Origin of the sequence: Leisingera daeponensis DSM 23529 (genome assembly GCF_000473145.1) — a bacterium.
GTDB classification, from domain to species: domain Bacteria; phylum Pseudomonadota; class Alphaproteobacteria; order Rhodobacterales; family Rhodobacteraceae; genus Leisingera; species Leisingera daeponensis.
Map to the genome: position 1 here is coordinate 151,822 of NZ_KI421502.1, position 17,327 is coordinate 169,148.

Below are 17,327 nucleotides of genomic sequence, written 5' to 3' on the forward strand. Positions count from 1 at the left end.
GCGCAGGCCCGTTGCCCGGCGCCGCGTCACTCAAAAGCGTAGGAAAACTCGCCGTCAGTGACGCCGATATCGACCTTCTTGACCTCCGTGCCCGCCATCAGGCGGCGCAGGAATTCGTTGGAGATATCCGGCAGCATCGAATTGGTGACAATGGCGTCGATCATCCGGCCGCCGGATTCCAGCTCCTGGCAGCGCTCGACAATCTTGTCGACCACGGCATCGGAATACACCAGCGGCACCCCGTGCGCCTCTTCGACCCGCTTCTGGATGCGGCCCAGTTGCAGCCTGGTGATCTCGGCGATCATGCCGGGCGACAGCGGGTAATAGGGGATCGTCACCAGACGCCCCAGCAGCGCCGGCGGGAACACCTTGAGCAGCGGATCGCGCAGCGCCTTGGCCATCCCCTCCGGCTCCGGCATCAGTTCCGGATCGGAGCACAGGTCCATGATCGTCTCGGTGCCGACGTTGGAGGTCAGCAGGATCAGCGTGTTCTTGAAGTCGATCACGCGGCCCTCGCCGTCTTCCATCACGCCCTTGTCGAACACCTGAAAGAAGATCTCATGCACGTCCGGGTGCGCCTTCTCGACCTCATCCAGCAGCACGACGGAATAGGGCTTGCGCCGCACCGCCTCGGTCAGCACCCCGCCCTCGCCATAGCCGACATACCCCGGAGGCGCGCCTTTCAAGCTGCTGACGGTGTGGGCCTCCTGGTATTCCGACATGTTGATGGTGATGACGTTCTGTTCACCGCCATACAGCACCTCGGCCAGCGCCAGCGCGGTTTCGGTCTTGCCGACACCGGACGTGCCCGCCAGCATGAACACCCCGATCGGCTTGTTCGGGTTGTCGAGGCCTGCCCGGCTGGTCTGGATCCGCTTGGCGATCATCTTCATCGCGTGGTCCTGGCCGATCACCCGTTTGGCCAGATGCTCCTCCAGGTTCAGGATGGTCTGGATCTCGTCCTTGACCATGCGGCCCACCGGGATGCCGGTCCAGTCGCCCACCACGGAGGCCACCGCCTGGTGGTCCACGATCGGCAGGATCAGCGCGCTGTCGCCCTGCAGCGCCTCCAGCTCCGCGTTCTTGTCCTTCAGCTCCTGCATCAGCTTGGCGCGCTCGTCATCCGTCAGCGGGCTTCCGGCGGCGCCCTCCGCCGCGTCGTCCCCGGCATCCGCCGGCGCGTCCACGGGCGCGGCCCCCTCCCGGAGCTTGGCGCGCAGCTCCAGAATGCCTTCGACCACCGCCTTTTCCTTATTCCAGCGCTCGGTCAGCCCGGCCAGCCGCTCCTCCTCGGCGGCCTTCGCCGCCTGCACCGCCTCGCGCCGGTCGGCAACCTCGTAACCGGCAGTCTCGTCGCGGCCGATGATCTCCAGCTCGGTGGTCAGCGCTTCAATACGGCGCTGGCTGTCGTCGACCTCGGCGGGCACCGCGTGCTGGCTCACCGCCACGCGGGCGCAGGCGGTGTCCAATAGGCTCACCGATTTATCCGGCAGCTGCCGCGCCGGGATATAGCGCGCCGACAGGCTGACGGCGGCCTCGATCCCCTCGTCCAGAACCTGCACCCGGTGGTGCTGTTCCAGCATCGAGGCGATGCCGCGCATCATCAGGACCGCCTTGGGGATGTCCGGCTCATCGACCTTGACCACCTGGAAGCGGCGGGTCAGCGCGGGGGCTTTCTCGATGTACTTCTTGTATTCGGCCCAGGTCGTCGCCCCGATGGTGCGCAGGGTGCCGCGCGCCAGCGCCGGTTTCAGCAGGTTGGCCGCATCGCCGGTGCCGGCCGCGCCCCCTGCCCCCACCAGCGTGTGGGTCTCATCCACGAACATCACAATCGGCACCGGGCTGGCCTGCACCTCGTCGATCACCTGGCGCAGGCGGTTCTCGAACTCGCCCTTCATGCTGGCACCGGCCTGCAGCAGCCCCACATCCAGCGCCAGCAGCCGCACATCGTGCAGGGCCGGCGGCACATCACCGCGCGCGATCCTGAGCGCAAAGCCCTCGACAACCGCGGTCTTGCCCACCCCGGCCTCGCCGGTCAGGATCGGGTTGTTCTGGCGCCGCCGCATCAGGATGTCGACGATCTGGCGGATTTCCTCGTCCCGGCCCACGATCGGGTCGATCCCGCCATTGCGGGCCTGTTCTGTCAGGTCGGTGCAAAACCGCTCCAGCGCCTCGCCCTTGCCCATCGCACCCGGCGCCATCGCGCCGGACGCCTCGCCTGGCTCCGCCGCGCCGCCGGTGACGTTGGAGCCGTCCTGCGCCCCCAGCCGTTCCTCCGGCGAGCCATCGGTCGCCTGATGGAAGTTGTCCGCCAGATCATCGGCGCCGATCTTCGCCAGCTCCGGCGACATGCCGGACAGAATGTTGCGCAGGGCCGGCGTCTTCAAAATGCCCAACAGCAGATGCCCGCTGCGCACCTGGCCCGAGGAATAGAGCAGAGACCCCCAGACCCAGCCCCGCTCCATCGCGTCCATCAGATGATCCGACAGGTCGGAGATCGTCGACGCCCCGCGCGGCAGCATGTCCAGGGCGCGGGTCAGCTCGGCGGCAATCTTGCCCGTGTCCAGATCGTAATGCTGGATGATCCGGTGCAGATCGCTGTCCTGCTGCGCCAAGAGCTGATGCATCCAATGCACCAGTTCGACATAGGGATTGCCCCGCATCTTGCAGAACACGGTTGCGCTTTCGACGGCCTGGTACCCCAGCTTGTTCAGCTTGCCAAACAGCGCCACGCGGCTGATCTCGGTCATGTCAAATCCCTCCCTCTACTCGCTCTTCAGCCCCGGCGCACAATCCCGGGTACAGGTACAAATCATTCACGTCGGGCTGGTCCGCATCCGGATCGGGGCGCGAGCGAATCCAGCTGGTGTGCCCCAGCCGGGTGGTGCCGCCCAGGGACGCCCGCGGCACCTCATCGCCCGCCAAGACCAGGTTCACGTCCCAGTCCAGCACATCGCCGGCATAAGAGCGCACAATGGCGCGCAGCCGTTTCAGCGCCTCACCGCCGGGCAGCAGCCGCTCGTAATCCTTCAGCGTCAGCGGCCCGATGCGGATGCGGAACTTGGCGGTGCGGCTCCACACCTTTTCGCCGATGCTGGTGCTTTGCCCCAGCCCGCCATAGCCCAGGCCCCAGCGGTCGTCCGGCTCCAGCTCCAGCCAGCTGCCGACAAATTCCTCCAAGGAGACCGGCACCTCGAAAAACGCCGCCAGGATCGACACCAGCCCGTCCGGGTTTTTCGCGCCGCGGGCAAGGTGGCCGGCAAAATGCAGCTTGGCCAGGTCGGGCATCTCGTCCCGGCCCGCGAACTTGAACCCATTATAGCCGATCAGCGACGCCACCTTGCGCGCCATCGGGTCATCGGCCCGGTCAAAGCTGACCGCGGGCGAGCCTTGCGTCCAGGCGCGGTACAGCAGGCTCATCAGCCGGTGCGTCAGCATGTCGGCAAAGGCCACCATCGTCGGGTCGCGGTGGTTCCTTTTGCGGTCGCGGGCGTATTCGGTCAGGTGCAGCGGCAGCGGCCCTTGCGGCCCGAACAGCCCGAAGAAGCGGTTGGTCAGCACCGCGGGGTTATCACCCTCCGCCGGTTTGAAGGCGGCAATGGTCGAAGGCGGGAAGGCCAGTTCCGCCTCCTGCCCCAGCCGCAGCCTGTCCTGGCGCGGGCGGCGGCTTTCGCCAAGGCGGGGGGCGTCTCCGAAATGCGCCTCCAACACCCTCAGGGCCTGAAAAACGTGGTGTTTCTCAGGCTCCGCAGCCAGCCGGCCATAGTGGCTCAGATCATCCGGCCAAGGCCCTTTTCCGGTCGCCATCTGGCAATTTCCCCGCGTTTTTCAGTCTTCAGGACTGTCTCCGTGAATGAGTTGATGCTGGCATACCCGCGGAAGAACCGTTCCAGCACGGCCCCCAGCGCATAGATGTTGCTGCCCTCGAAAAAACTCTCGTCAAAGCCCAGGGTGATCTCCAGGCCGCGCACCGCAGTCGACAGCACCTCATCGCTCATCCGCCGCACGATGGGCCGGGCGCCAACGGACAGGATGCCCTCCAGCTGCTTTTCCGTCACCCGGTCGCCCAAGGGCGCATACAGCCCGACCAGCTCGCGCAGCGCCTCCGCCGACTGGCCCTTGCCGGTTTCGGCAATCGACACGTAGTTGAGGCTAAGGTGCGAGATCAACCGCCAGGCGGTGTCCCCCTGCGCCAGCGTAGGATGCGGACGGGTGGGCGACACCGGCAGCGTCACCTTCTTGACCGGCCCGCCTTCGGGCAGGTGGAACACATCGTCATTGCCGGTGGCCAGCAGCATCGGCAGGTCGCGGTTGGTGCAGAGCGCGGTGACCGCCAGCTGCTCCAGCCCCGGCGAATAGGGCACCTGCGCCCGGTCCACCAGCGTCAGGAACACCTCCGATCCCAGGTAAGAACTGCGCACCCCGCGCAAACGCTCCTTCTCCGAGCGCTGCCGCATCCGCCGCTTGACGGTGTAATAGGCCGGGTGGCTTTCCCCCGCCGCGGTGAAGTCATTGGCGGAATAGAACGGGCGGAAGATCACGTCGTCCTCGCCCTCGCCGCTGATCCCGACCACGCTTTGCAGCGCGTAGACCTCGAAATCGAGCCCTGCGGTGCGGTTGGGGATCACGTGATGCTCGGTATCAATCGGCGCAATCCGCACCCGGTCGCAGCGTTTCTCGAACAGGTTCACCGCAGGCACCGCGTTCAGCTGGAACACTTCCGGCAGCACGATCGGGGCCACCCCGGACATGCCTTCGCGCAGCAGGATATAGAGATCCACCTCATTGCCGGCGGATTTCTCCAGACCCGCCCGCAGCCCCTGCAGCTCGACAAAGCGGAACCGCTCCGGCATCGCGAAATATTCCTGCAGCAGCCGGTAGCCGTCATAGACCCGGCGCGGCAGCGGCAGCAGCGCCTCTTCCGGGCTGAACCCCTTTTGCACCACCCTGGCGCCGCGCAGCGGCAGCTGCCAGTCCGCCCGCCGGTCGGTCGAGCGCGCCACGATCCCCTGCACCTGGGTGCACAGCAGCTCCAGCAGCGGCCAGCTGTTGCCGGCGGTGCCGGACAGGTACAGCGACAGCTTGTCCATCTCCAGCTTGCTGATCGGGTCGCCGTCGATCCGCTTGATCCGCAACCGGATGCCCGCCCGCGCGTCATACCCGGTGGCCACGCCCGCCGCGACCAGCTCACCGCGGCCGTCGATATACTGCGCCTCGGTGATCTGGATCGGCCACATGGTCAGATCGGCGGCGGTGCGGAATTCGCAGGGCGTCTGCTCGCCCTCGGTCAGCCGCGACCTGAGGGTGGAGCCGCGCTTCAGCACATAGCCGCTTTTCACCGCCGAGTTCGCCGCATCCGGCTCAAACGCCGCGATCATCATCGACGGCGTCGGCGCCAGGTAATGCGGATAGATGATCTCCAGCAGGTTCGAGGTGAAGTTCGGATACTGCAGCTCCAGCTCCAGCTGCACCCTCGCGGTCAGGAAGGCGGCCCCTTCCAGCAGACGCTCCACATAGGGGTCGAGCACCTCGACCCCTTCCATGCCCAGCCGGGCCGCGATCTTGGGATAGGCGGCAGCAAACTCCGCGCCCATGTCGCGCAGGTAATTCAGCTCATTCTCGTAATGGGTCAGCAGCCGTGTATCCATCACATGGCCCTTTCCATTTCCACTTCGCCGGTGGTCAGATCGACCTTGCTGCGCAGGTACAGCTCCAGCGGCATCGGCTGCGCCCACATGTCGGCACGGATCTCCAGGCCGACAGTCATCTCGGTGGCGTCGGTCCCCTCCTGCAGCCGCACATCGACGGAGCCGTCGATGATCCGCGGCTCATAGGTGGCGATCGCCTTTTTGATCGACCGCCGGATCGCTTCCGCCTTCTCAGCGGTCGAGGCTTCGCCCGCCACCTCCACCAGCCCGTAATTCAGCACCGAGGCCGACACCGACGGGTATTTCTCCGCATCGAAATGGCTTTCGACATTCTGGGTGTTCAACAGCCACGACAGATCGCGCTGGATGATTTCCCTGAGCCGCACCAGATCAATCACCCGGCTCTCGCGGGTTTCCTTCTGATCGCCTGGCGCATTGTCGGTCAGCCGGTCCAGCAGCGAGGGCTGCAGGCGCTCGGCCAGTGTCTTGTCAGCCATTCTCTTCGCCGTGCCCATCCATCCGGAGTGTGCGCACGTCCATGATGGCAATGTCCTCATCGCCGATCGCCAGCAGCCGCTGGCCCAGACCGGTATAGGTTTCCCCGCCGGCATCCTGCCACACGGTGGCGCGCGCCAGCATCGACAGCCCGTCCGCCTTTTCGCTGCCGGGATAACGCGTCGGGATCATCGCCGCCACTTCGCCGCCGCCCGCCAGCGTCAGGGTGCCCGTGGTCCAGACCGCATCGCGCAGGTCGCTCGGCTCTTCTGCCTCGAACGAGACGATCTTGGAAAACGGCAGCCAGTAGTATTTCCCGTTGATCACAGCCTCCAGCACCGGCCCCAGCCGCATGTCGGCGTCCGCGATCCACTCGAACCGCTTGCCGTTCACCTCGCCCGGGCTGGCCGGTGCCGCATCGAACGCCTTGGCGCGCAGCTCCGCGGCTTCCTTGGGATTGCCGGCTGCCAGCAGCTTCTGCGCCTCGATCAGATGCGCCAGCCATTCCTCCGGTTCGCCCAGGATCAGCGGCGATTTCTCCCCGGCAAAGACCTTCTCGCGGTAGACCTCGCAGATGATCGCCTCCCGGTAGGCCTGCGCCATCACCGTGGCGCCTTCATCCAGCCCCGCCGCCGCCTTCAACTGGGCAATCGCCCGCGTCCAGTCGCCCAGCACGCACAGCAGCTGGAACAGGAAAACCCGGAGCTTGGCGTTGCTCGCGTCCGCGCGGATCTTGGCTTGCAGCGCCTCCAGCGCCGCCCTGGGATCACCGGCCTTCAGATGCTCTTCGGGTGTCATGGGGCTCTACTCCGCAACGGGGATGGATGCTGCAAATGCTTCAGAAAAAACGGACCCCGGGCGCCGATACGCCCGGGGCCAGCGAAAAGCGTTACTCGACCTTGCCGGTCTGCACGTTCCACTTGAAGGTGCCTTCAGTGGTGAGTTTACCGGTTTTCTGGTTGGTCGACTTGTACTCATGCTCGATCGAGGCATAGGCCAGCGACCAGGTTTCTTCCGGAATGCCGTCTTCGCTGGCAGAGATGGAATAGCTGTCCACTACCACATCCTTGAATTTCCAGGTCGAATAGACCAGCAGGCCCTGGCTGGCGCTGTCGCCCGAACGGCACCAGTGCATGACGATTTCCGGGCGCACGGTGCCGTTGGCCACCGAGAGGGCCAGACCGTTGGACGCCTTGCCCATCTGCGAGGTCAGCTCGACCTTGCCGAAGTTGGAATTCGCGTGCATCCGCTGGGTCGAGCCCAGATCGGTCATTTCCACGGCACGTTCGACATTCCAGCTCGCGGACTGAACGACGATCCACTTCTTGTGCTGTTCCTCGGTGGCGTCGCCTTCGATGTCCGAGATTTGCACGAACATATTTGCAGCCATTTTTCTATCCTTTCAAAAACTAAGAACTCTACTGCAGTATGATGGGTGTGAGGCTGGAGAGTGGGAAATCAGCCTCCTTTTTCCGAGGGCAGTTTCGATACCAGCCGCAGCGAGACGGACAGCCCCTCAAGCTGGTAATGCGGGCGCAGGAAAAACTTCGAGGAGTAATACCCCGGGTTGCCCTCGACCTCTTCCACAACCACTTCGGCTGCGGCCAGAGGCTTGCGCGCCTTCTCGTTCTCCGAGGAGATGTCCGCGTTGAAATCAACATAGTTGTTGATCCAGTCCTGCAGCCAGGATTCCATGTCCTGACGGCTTTTGAACGAGCCGACCTTGTCCCGCACCATGCACTTCAGGTAGTGCGCGAACCGGCAGGTGGCGAACAGGTAGGGCAGCCGCGCGCCGAGGTTGGCGTTGGCGGTCGCGTCCGGGTCGTCGTATTCGGCCGGCTTGTGCAGCGACTGCGCCCCCATGAAGGTCGCAACGTCGGTGTTCTTGCGGTGGATCAGCGGCATCATGCCATTCTTCGCCAGCTCCGCCTCGCGCCGGTCGTCGATGGCAATCTCGGTCGGGCATTTCTGATCGACGCCGCCATCGGTGGTCGGGAAGGTGTGGCTGGGCAGGTTCTCCAGCGTGCCGCCGCTTTCCACCCCGCGGATGCGCGAGCACCAGCCGTACATCTTGAACGACCGGGTGATGTTCACCGCCATGCCGTAGGCCGCGTTGACCCAGCCGTATTTGTCGCTGGTCGCGCCTGCGGTGTCTTCCTCAAAGGCAAACTCCTCCACCGGGTCGGTCTTGGAGCCATAGGGCAGACGCCCCAGGAACCGCGGCATCGCCAGACCCACGTATTTGGCATCCTCGCTGTCGCGCAGGCTGCGCCAGGCGGCATATTCCGGGGTCTGGAAGATCTTGGTCAGATCGCGCGGGTTCGACAGTTCCGACCAGCTGTCCATCTGGAACAGCGTCGGCTTGGCGCCGGTGATCATCGGGGCATGGGCGGCCGCGGCGATCTTGGACAACTCGCCCAGCAGCTCAATGTCCGGCGGCGAATGGTCGAAGTGATAGTCCACCACCAAAGAGCCATAGGGCTCGCCGCCCAGCTGGCTGAATTCCTCGGTGTAGATCTTCTTGAAGATCGGCGACTGATCCCAGGCCGTCCCCTTGAACTTCTTCAGGGTCTTGGACATTTCCTTCTTGGTGATCGGCATCACCCGGATCTTCAGCTGCTCGTCCGTCTCGGTGTTGTTGACCAGGTAATGCAGCCCGCGCCAGGCGCTCTCCAGCTGCTGGAATTCCTCGTTGTGCAGGATCAGGTTGACCTGCTCGGTCAGCTTCTTGTCGATCTCCGCCACGATGCTCTCGATCGAGCGCAGCGCGTCGTCGGAAATCAGCGCGGAGTTTGCCAGCGCCTGCTCGGCGAGGGTCTTGACCGCGCTCTCCACCGCAGTCTTGGCCTGATCCGACTTGGGGCGGAATTCCTTCTGCAGCAGGTTGGCAAATTCGGCAGAGCCAAAGGCGGCTTCACCGGCAGCGGCTTCCGCCTGGAGTTCTTTTTCAGCCATCTTTGTCCTCCCCTTTTATTCTTCGCTGCCGGCATCGCCGCCGGGTTTCGGCTGCGCGGCCAGGGTTTTCAGCAGGCTCGGATCCTGAATGATCTTGGAGATCAGATCCTCGGCGCCGGTCTTGCCGTCCATGTAGGTCATCAGGTTGGACAGCTGGCTGCGCGCTTCCAGCAGCTCGCGCAGCGGCTCCACCTTTGCGGCGATGGCTGCGGGCTTGAAATCGTCCATGCTTTCGAACGTGATGTCGACCGCCAGGTTGCCCTCGCCGGTCAGCGTGTTGGGCACGGTGAAGGCGGCCCGCGGCGCCATGGATTTCATCCGGTCATCGAAGTTGTCCACGTCGATTTCCAGAAACTTGCGGTCTGCAACCGCGGGCTGCTCCACTTCGGACTTGCCCACCAGGTCGCTCATCACGCCCATCACAAACGGCAGCTGCACCTTCTTCTCGGCGCCATACAGCTCCACGTCATATTCGATCTGGACCCGTGGGGCCCGGTTGCGTGCAATGAATTTCTGTGAACTTCCGGCCATCTAGGTCTCCTTACTCGTCTTGCTGTCACGGGGGCCGCGGCGGGGGCCGCCGCAGAAACGCCCCTGTCCGTCAGTCATCGTCGTCTTCGATGCCGCCAATGAGGTGGACATTCTCCACCCCCTGCGGCGCCATATCGTTCATGATGGTGAGGAAGTCGGCCCCCACCAGCCGCTTGGCCCGCTCCAGCAGGATCGGCAGCGGGCTGGAAGGTTCCGCCCGCCGGTAATAGCCGATGATGCGGTCCAGCGCGTTGGACACATCCGCGGGCGAGTTGATCACCCCCGGCGCCGCCGCCGGCCGCCCCGCTGCGGCCGCAGCCGGGGCGGCGGCCCCGTCCTCCGCGTCCGCATCCGCTTCGTCGCCGCCGGCAGCCTCATCCGCACCGACACCGGCATAACTGCGGATGCGCTTGGCGATCTGCTGCAGCAGCTTGATCAGCGCGCTCAGGTCCGGCCCCTGCCCCGGCGTCTGCTCATCAAACACCGCCGAGATCGCCCGGACATTCTTCTCCGCCGTCTCGATGGCCGCCAGCCGCTCCGTGATGAGGTCCTCGTCGCTGTCCTGAAAGGCGGCGCCGATGGTGGCCGTGTCGGGAATATGCTCCATGCCCGCAGGCGCGGTCATGATGCCTTCGGCGATTTCGATGTCGCGCAGGGAAAACCGGCCGAAGCCGCGGCTTTCGGTCAGCGGCACCCGCCGCAGCGAGCGGTAGAGCGGCGACGCCCCCGCCATCCCGTCCGGCTGGCCGCACAGGTCCTGCACCGCATTGATCCGCATCGTCGGGTCGCCGTCGTCCTCGTCCAGCTCCGGGTGGCAGCTGTCCCAGAACTCCTCCAGGCAGCCGCGGATATAGGTGGTCACGTCGGCAAAGCCGCGCAGCCCCTCGGAATGCAGCAGCGCATCGCCCAGGAACACCGCCGCGCGCAGATCGTGGCTACGCTCCAGCACCTCCAGCGCTTTCTTCTGCACTTCGCGGTAATCCGGATCCGTCGCCGCAATCGTCTCATTGCCCACAACGGATTCTTCCCCGGGCTGAGCCGCCAGCTCCATCTCAGTGAAGGCCGGGTCGTATTCGAGGTTGTCGCCGCTGGGCGAACCGTCCCCTTTGGACTGCAGCAATACTGCCGGATCCATCTAATAGCCCCCCCGCTTTTTCTTCCGGTTTTGCGGCCTTTGTTAACGTAACGTCAAGCAGCCCCCCGCCCTTTTCAGAACTGGCGGTTAAGGATGCCCTAATCTCAAACAAAAACTTGACCCTAAGTCAGCCTTATCGGCATCCTGAAGTCAAATGTTTTCACACCTTTTTGCGGCGGGTGAATAATGAGTATTGAGCGCATTTCCGGCAAGGAAGTCAAAGCGATGGTCCGCGAGGGCGCCAGGAAAAGAATGAGCTTTGCCTTCTGTCTGGACCAAAGCAAAGACCCGCTTCTGATGATCCAGCCGGGCAAGAAACCGGAAACCCTGAAGAACCCGATGAAGAAGGAAGGCGGCGGGCCGCCAATGGCCTGGGGGACCTATGTGGTGCGCTCCGGCGCGATGGAGATGATCTGCGAAACAGCGCCGCAGCGCATGGTCACTGAGCTGAAGAAATTCCTCAAGCACGGCAAGCCCAAGGTCAACGTTCTGTTCTACGACGACGGCGGCAACCTGCTGGACAGCCTCAAGCCGGAAAAACCCGAGGGCCAGGTGACGGAGGAGAAGGCCGCGGACATCTCCGCCCCGGGCATCGACAAGAAGGCCGTCGCGCCGCTGAAGCGCCGGCTCAAGCGCATCCAGCCGCGCATCGGCCTCGCTCCCGGCCCGCTGGAGCTGAAGCTCAAGCGCGCCTTGGCGAAGGCCGTCAGCCTGATCAATCAGGGCCGCCTGCAGGAGGCCGAGACGATGATCGTGGTGATCGAACGCGCCACCGCCCGCATCGGCAAGGACCGCGAGGATGAGGCCAAGGCGATGAAACGCGGCCAGCGCGAAATGGACCAGCGCAGCCTGGGCGCGCAGGTCAAGCGCGCGCAATCGCTACAGGCCAGCGTCGCCCGCGCCCCTGGCAAGGTCCGCGACCGCCTGGGCCGCGCCCTGCATGCCGCCGCCCGCCACCTGAAACGCCGCGACCTGGATTCGGCCCGCGACGCCATGGACAAGATCGAAAAGGCCCTGACAGCCCTGGCCTGACCCCAACGACAGCCCGGCCCGCAGTGGTTGCGGGCTGGGCATCCCACCGGACCCCGGAGACAGTGATGCCCCTCACCCGCCTGCTGACTGCCCTCGCCCTGATCTGCCTGCCGCTCGCCGCCGCGGCGGAAACCGGCCCGCTGCGGGTCGAGCTGAACAAGACAGAGGAGATCGAGGGCGGCGGCTGCCGCGCCTTTTTCCTGTTCCGCAACCAGACCGGCAAAAGCTTCGAAGGCTTCGAGATGTCGCTCGCCATCCTCGACGGCCAGGGGGTGATCGACCGGCTGCTGTCGATTGATGCCGCCCCCCTGCCGGTCCAGCGCACCACCCTGAAACTGTTCGAAATTCCGGAAATTGCCTGCGGCAATATCTCTGAAATCCTGCTGCATGACATCACCTCCTGCCAGCCCCAGAACGAGGACCAGATGGATTGCTTTCCAATCCTCGAGCTCGGCTCCCGCGCCGCCGCGCCGCTGGTGAAATAGGCCATGAGCGGCACCTGGGATATGCTTGGCACCGGCGGCCCGGTGATTGCGCTTCTGGCGCTGATGTCGCTGCTGTCGGTCACCGTGATCGCGGTGAAGCTGATCCAGCTCTGGCCGGTGCGCTCCGGCGCGGCGGCCCGCGAACAGGCGCTGAACCTGTGGCGGGACGGCGACCGCGCACGCGCTCAGCAAAGCATCGAGACCGACCCGTCCCCGGCCGGCCGGGTGATGGGCTACGCCATGCAGGCGCTGCAGGACGGCCTGCGCGGCCCGCTGCTGCAGGATGAGCTGCAACGCCGCGGCAATGAGGAGGTGAGCCGGATGAACTCGCTGATCCGCCTCCTGGAGCTGATCGCCATGGTTGCCCCGCTGCTGGGGCTGCTCGGCACCGTTCTGGGCATGATCCAGTCCTTTCAGGAGCTGGAGCTGGCACAAGGCGCCGCCAACGCGTCGGTGCTTGCCGGCGGCATCTGGCAGGCGCTGCTGACCACCGCCGCGGGCCTGCTGGTGGCGATCCCCGCCGCCGTCGCCGCCGGTCTGTTCGCCGCCCGCATCGACGCCGCCGCGCAAGCCATCGAAAGCGCCGCCGGCCGCCTGCTGCTGATCGACGGGTCGCGCTGACACGGAGGGGATCTGCCATGACGATCAACCGGCCCGCCCGGCCCCGCGCCCTGATCTCGCTGGTGCCGATGATCGACGTCATGCTGATCCTGCTGGTGTTCTTCATGGTGACATCCACCTACCTGAACCTCGACATGATCCCGGCGGTGAAACCCTCTGAGGCCACCGCCGCCAGCCCCCAAACCCCGGCCAGCACCCTGATGGTCCGCCTCGGCGCGGACGGCGTGCCGGTGCTGCGCGGCACTGCATTGGACGCGGACTCCCTGCAGGCCGCACTCTCCGCCGCCATCGCAGAGGAACCCCTCACCCAGGTGGTGATCCTGCCCTCCGGCGCGGCGCAGACCCAGGCGCTGATCACCGTGATGGACAGCGCCGCGCTGGCCGGCGTCACCCGCCTGCGCGTCCTGCGGCTGGAGGCGCTGCCATGAAGCTCAACCGCCCGGCCCGCACTCCGCATTCCGAAACCATCATCGCGCTGATCGACGTGGTGTTTTTCCTGCTGGTGTTCTTCATGCTGATCGGCCGGATGGACGCCACCGCCCCCTTCGACGTCCGCCCCGCCACCGCCGTCACCGGCCGCGACATGCCCGCAGGCGGTGTCACGCTGGCCATCTCCGGCCAGGGCGCCCTGGCGCTCGACGGGGAGGCGATCGCCCGCAGCGCCCTCTCCCCTGCCCTCTCCGCCCTGCTGGCAGAAGATCCGGCACGGCGCCTGCGCATCAACGCCCACCGCGCGGCTGAATTGCGCACCGTGCTGCCGCTGGTGGCCGGGGCCGAGGCGCTGGGGTTCCAGGACGTCGTGCTGGTCGTCACCCCGGAAACGGACGGGTGATGCGCACCCCGGCCATATGGGTGCTGGGGCTTGCGGCCTCCGCCCTGGTCCACGCTGGCGGCGCCGCCGCGCTGCTGATCTCGCTCACCCCCGATCCGCTGCCGCAGCAGCCCGCACCGGAAAGCGCCCTCAACCTGCAGGCCCACCGCGTCCCGCGGTCCGAAGCCGTGCCGCAGGCCGCGGAAGGCGCGCAAGCCCCTGAATCCAAATCACAAAGCCAAGGCCTCAGCGCAGGCAGCATCCTCCAATCAAGGACCCAGCCAAAGTCCCCCGACGCAGACCGCCTCGCCTCCGCCGCCCCGCCGGCAGCGCCCCTTGCCCCTGCTGTCCCCCAGCCGCCTGCGGCCGCTCCTGCCAACGCCCCGTCCGACAAGCTCGCCAGCGCCTCCGCGCCTGCCGCCAGCCTGCCTGACGTCCGCCCGGTTGTCCTGGCCGCCGTGGCGGCGGCGCCGCAATCCGCCCAGGCGGCCCCGGCCCCGGCAGCGGTGCAACCGGCCCCCGCCGCCGCCGCGGCCCCTGTCCTGCTGGCCGCCGCAGCAGAACCCGCCATCACGCTGGCTGACGCGCCCGCGCCGCTGAGTGCCGCCGCAACCGCACAACCAGGCGCGGCGGCCCTGCCGCAGGCCGCTCCTGCCAGCCAGCCCAGCCCCGAGGCGCAGCCCGTTTCCGCACCCCTGGCGGACACCGCTCCGTCCGCCCGGCAAACGCCATCCGTCCTCCCGGACGCGCCCCGCATCAAGGCCGCGCTGGCGTTCCAGGGCGGCAGCGGCGACATCGACCCGGTCTCCCTCGCCGCCTTCCAGAGCTTCATGCAGCCCGGCGATGCACCGGCCGAAGGCGATCCCTTGCGCGACGGCATCTCCGGCATCCTCGCCGCTGTCCCCTGCTCCCGCCTGCAAGCCGCGTTTGTTCCCGAAACCGCCACGCTGGAGCTGCGCGGCCACCTGCCCGAGGACGGGCTGCGCAACCCCATCCTGGCAGCGCTGCAAGCGCAGATGGGCGCCGATATCACCGTCTCCGACCAGATGCGCCTCTTGCCCCGTCCGCAATGCGGCGCGCTGGCGGGGATCGCCCGCGTCGGCCTGCCGCAAAGCACCGACCAGATCACCAACCCGCTGCTGGTCGGCGCGGACGCCCATGCCCGCGTGCTCGACTATTCCGGCGGCGAGCGGCTGTTCTTCGACCTCACCGCGCCGGACTACCCGGCTTATGTGTATGTCGACTATTTCGACGCCGGCGGCGCGGTGCTGCACCTCAGCCCGAACGAGCTGGCGCCGCTGGCACAAGCCGCCCCCAAAAGCGCCCTGCGTGTCGGCGCCAAGGAGGCGGGAGACGCCGGCCTGCACATCACCGTCGGCCCGCCCTACGGCCAGGAAATCGCCGTCGCCTTTGCCGCCTCGCACCCGCTGTATGACGGCCCCCGCCCGCTCAGCGAACCTGCCGCGCCCTACCTGGGCTTCCTGCGCGCCCAAGTGGCAGAGGCCCGCACCCAATACCCTGATTTCAAGGGCGAATGGGTCTATTTCCTGATCACCACCCACGCCCCCTGACACCGCCCGGCCGCGGGGGGGCCTCCCGCGCCCGCAGGCCCGCGGCTGACGCCGCCAGGCCTTCGCGGCCTTGGGCCCGGCGCTGCGCTGACGCGCCGCGCGCACGCCCCCAAAGGCGGATGGAGGCGGCATGGCCTGTGGCAAACGCCTGAAGGGCAAACCTGCCCTCAAGCACTTCTCAGCAAACGGAAATCACGTTCCTGTCTGGCAGTCCGTCAGCTCCTGAAGCGCTCCGCGCTGTGCGCCGCACAGCGCCACGCCCAACTGGGAAGGCGCATTTCCTGAAATGCGCCGCAGCAGGCGGGAGCCCTCCCCTGCCCTGCTGGATCAAAGCCCGCAGACCTACTGGCAGCCGCCCGCCGCCCAGCTCTTCAGCGCCTGTTTCAGCGCCCCGCCAAACGGATGCTGCTTGCCCAAGGAACGCTGCATGTTGAGGCTCAGGTAAGTGTTTCCCTGCGTGCACAGCCGCTCCCGCGTCCATTGATGGCAGCTGCTGCAGGACTGGTCCTTCCAATAGCTTTCCGGCAGCCCTTCGACCGGCGGAAACGACGGCGACCGGGTCACCGCCTCGGCCAGCGTCAGGCCGGAGAGCGCCGCCGCATCGGTGTCCAGCGGGCTGGCATAGGTGATCGGCCCGGTTTCCGCCAGCGCCACCGCCGCAGGGGCGTCCTCAGCCGCGGCTGGCGGAGTGTCCGCGCCGGCCTGCGGGTCCTGGCCTGCCCCGGCGGCCAGCGCCGCAACCTCGGCGGCGGCCAACTCGGCAAACCGGCCCTCCGGGTAGGCCATCAGATAGGCCTCAAAGGCTGCCTTGCTGCCATCGCCCTGTGCCGCCTGGAACATCGCCGTTTCGGCATCCGCAGCCGCAACAGCGGGCGCAGGCTCTGCCGGGGCGGCCGGGGCGGCCGTAACCGCAGCGCCTGCGCCGCCGTGCAATTCCTCTTCCATCAGGCTGGCCAGCAGCGCCCGCGCCTCATCTGCATATTTCCCGCTGCCGTAGCCGCGCAGGAACAGCATGATCTGCATCGCATCGCGCGACGCCTTCACGGAGCGCCAGATCTGCGCCTCCTCGATCTCCGCGGCGCTCATCACCGCTTCCGGCTCTGCCGCGGCAAAGGTGAAGTCACTGACCAGCGAAGACGTGTCCCAGGGCGTCTGGCCGCCGCCGCTCTGCTCCAGCACTGCCCGGCGCACCTGTTTGAACACCTGCTCCACCGGCGCCCCGGGCACCACGATCTCACGCGCCAGCGCCTCGGTGAACGGGCTGTTCTCCCCCTCCCCGTCCAGTGCCACCTCCCCCGGCGCGGTAGCGTAGGCCAAAAAGGTCCCGGTCGGCGCCTTCATCTCCGCCAGGCCGCGTTCGTTCAGATCCGCCACCGCCTTAAACGGGTTGTTGCGGCAGGCATCCAGGATCACGATATTGGTGCGGTTGCGGGCCGAGGCCATCTGCCGCAAGACCGACTGCGCCTCCACCGCCATCAGGTCCAGATCGGCGGCATCCGACAGCGCCACATCGACCGGCAAAAGATAGTTGCTGCCAAAGCTCTGCACCCCGTGGCCGGCATAGTAGAACAGGCCCGTCGCATCCTCCCCTGCCCCGCGCAGCCTGCGTCCGAACCGGGCAATCGCGCGCTTCATCTCAAGCTGCGGCGCATCCACCGCCAGGGTGACGTCAAAGCCCAGCCGCTCCAGCGTCTCAGCCATCAGCCGGGCATCACGCCCCGGGTTGTCCAGCGGCTGCACCGACCCGTAGGCCGAATTGCCGATCACCAGCGCCAGCCGCTCCTCCGCCCAGGCGGCCCTGGCAAGGCCCAGCACCGCGGCGGCCAGAACTGCCAGCCGGATCCACATCCCGAAAATTCGCACGCGCCTGCTCCACTTCCTTGCCCCGGTTGACGTGCCCGGACCAGCTTCCCGGTTATTAAGGGTATTTCGTTACCAAACTATCGCGTCCCTTGCGCCATGCAGCAACCCTGCTGTTAGACTGCTCGGGTATCTTCCGCCCCGCCCGCGGGGCCGGGACTCCCCGTCCGCCAACCTGAATGG

16 protein-coding genes are annotated in these 17,327 nt (G+C 66.5%); 6 read left to right on the forward strand and 10 right to left on the reverse strand.

Annotated elements, in window-relative coordinates; translation table 11 throughout:
* Window positions 1-26: 26 nt before the first annotated feature.
* The 9 genes from tssH to tssA all read right to left on the reverse strand — a co-directional run bounded on the left by tssH (window position 27) and on the right by tssA (window position 10,764).
* Entirely contained in the window at window positions 27-2,750 is a 2,724-nt protein-coding gene (tssH, locus tag DAEP_RS0120855) for a type VI secretion system ATPase TssH (RefSeq protein WP_027246057.1), read from the reverse strand.
* Between the two features lies 1 nt (window position 2,751).
* Complete coding sequence (gene tssG / locus DAEP_RS0120860; RefSeq protein ID WP_027246058.1) at window positions 2,752-3,807, reverse strand: type VI secretion system baseplate subunit TssG; 1,056 nt, start codon at window positions 3,805-3,807, stop codon at window positions 2,752-2,754.
* Window positions 3,771-5,648, reverse strand: coding sequence for a type VI secretion system baseplate subunit TssF (gene tssF / locus DAEP_RS0120865; protein WP_027246059.1), 1,878 nt, complete (start codon window positions 5,646-5,648; stop codon window positions 3,771-3,773). The genes tssG and tssF overlap by 37 nt, the downstream gene beginning before the upstream one ends.
* Window positions 5,648-6,145 (reverse strand): type VI secretion system baseplate subunit TssE, encoded by a 498-nt coding sequence (gene tssE, locus DAEP_RS0120870; RefSeq protein ID WP_008558494.1) that lies wholly within the window; start codon window positions 6,143-6,145, stop codon window positions 5,648-5,650. The genes tssF and tssE overlap by 1 nt, the downstream gene beginning before the upstream one ends.
* Window positions 6,138-6,941, reverse strand: coding sequence for a type VI secretion system accessory protein TagJ (locus DAEP_RS0120875; protein WP_027246060.1), 804 nt, complete (start codon window positions 6,939-6,941; stop codon window positions 6,138-6,140). Before DAEP_RS0120875 ends, tssE begins: the two co-directional genes overlap by 8 nt.
* Before the next feature lie 91 nt (window positions 6,942-7,032).
* Window positions 7,033-7,533: an Hcp family type VI secretion system effector gene (locus DAEP_RS0120880; RefSeq protein ID WP_027246061.1), complete on the reverse strand. Its 501-nt coding sequence runs from the start codon at window positions 7,531-7,533 to the stop codon at window positions 7,033-7,035.
* Window positions 7,534-7,601: 68 nt separating this feature from the next.
* Window positions 7,602-9,098 carry a type VI secretion system contractile sheath large subunit gene (gene tssC, locus DAEP_RS0120885; protein WP_008558489.1) on the reverse strand — a complete coding sequence of 499 codons (1,497 nt, stop codon included), beginning with the start codon at window positions 9,096-9,098 and terminating at the stop codon, window positions 7,602-7,604.
* Window positions 9,099-9,113: 15 nt separating this feature from the next.
* Window positions 9,114-9,629: a type VI secretion system contractile sheath small subunit gene (gene tssB, locus DAEP_RS0120890; protein WP_008558451.1), complete on the reverse strand. Its 516-nt coding sequence runs from the start codon at window positions 9,627-9,629 to the stop codon at window positions 9,114-9,116.
* 70 nt (window positions 9,630-9,699) lie between these two features.
* Window positions 9,700-10,764 (reverse strand): type VI secretion system protein TssA, encoded by a 1,065-nt coding sequence (gene tssA, locus DAEP_RS0120895; RefSeq protein ID WP_027246062.1) that lies wholly within the window; start codon window positions 10,762-10,764, stop codon window positions 9,700-9,702.
* 186 nt (window positions 10,765-10,950) lie between these two features.
* Between tssA and DAEP_RS0120900 the strand changes: the two genes are divergently transcribed.
* The 6 genes from DAEP_RS0120900 (at window position 10,951) to DAEP_RS0120925 (ending at window position 15,284) form a co-directional block, all read left to right on the forward strand.
* Window positions 10,951-11,796 (forward strand): hypothetical protein, encoded by an 846-nt coding sequence (locus DAEP_RS0120900; protein ID WP_027246063.1) that lies wholly within the window; start codon window positions 10,951-10,953, stop codon window positions 11,794-11,796.
* Between the two features lie 65 nt (window positions 11,797-11,861).
* Window positions 11,862-12,281, forward strand: coding sequence for a hypothetical protein (locus DAEP_RS0120905; protein ID WP_008558443.1), 420 nt, complete (start codon window positions 11,862-11,864; stop codon window positions 12,279-12,281).
* A 3-nt stretch (window positions 12,282-12,284) separates the two neighbouring features.
* Window positions 12,285-12,902 (forward strand): MotA/TolQ/ExbB proton channel family protein, encoded by a 618-nt coding sequence (locus tag DAEP_RS0120910; RefSeq protein ID WP_008558429.1) that lies wholly within the window; start codon window positions 12,285-12,287, stop codon window positions 12,900-12,902.
* Between the two features lie 17 nt (window positions 12,903-12,919).
* Window positions 12,920-13,330: an ExbD/TolR family protein gene (locus tag DAEP_RS0120915; protein WP_027246064.1), complete on the forward strand. Its 411-nt coding sequence runs from the start codon at window positions 12,920-12,922 to the stop codon at window positions 13,328-13,330.
* Window positions 13,327-13,734: an ExbD/TolR family protein gene (locus DAEP_RS0120920; protein WP_008558463.1), complete on the forward strand. Its 408-nt coding sequence runs from the start codon at window positions 13,327-13,329 to the stop codon at window positions 13,732-13,734. Before DAEP_RS0120915 ends, DAEP_RS0120920 begins: the two co-directional genes overlap by 4 nt.
* A complete protein-coding gene (locus DAEP_RS0120925) occupies window positions 13,734-15,284 on the forward strand; it encodes a DUF4384 domain-containing protein (protein WP_027246065.1) in 1,551 nt (516 codons plus the stop codon). Before DAEP_RS0120920 ends, DAEP_RS0120925 begins: the two co-directional genes overlap by 1 nt.
* Window positions 15,285-15,626: 342 nt before the next feature.
* Here DAEP_RS0120925 and DAEP_RS0120930 read toward each other — a convergent pair whose 3' ends face one another.
* Window positions 15,627-17,132, reverse strand: a complete 1,506-nt coding sequence (locus DAEP_RS0120930) for a caspase family protein (RefSeq protein WP_027246066.1) — start codon at window positions 17,130-17,132, stop codon at window positions 15,627-15,629.
* Window positions 17,133-17,327: the final 195 nt, after the last annotated feature.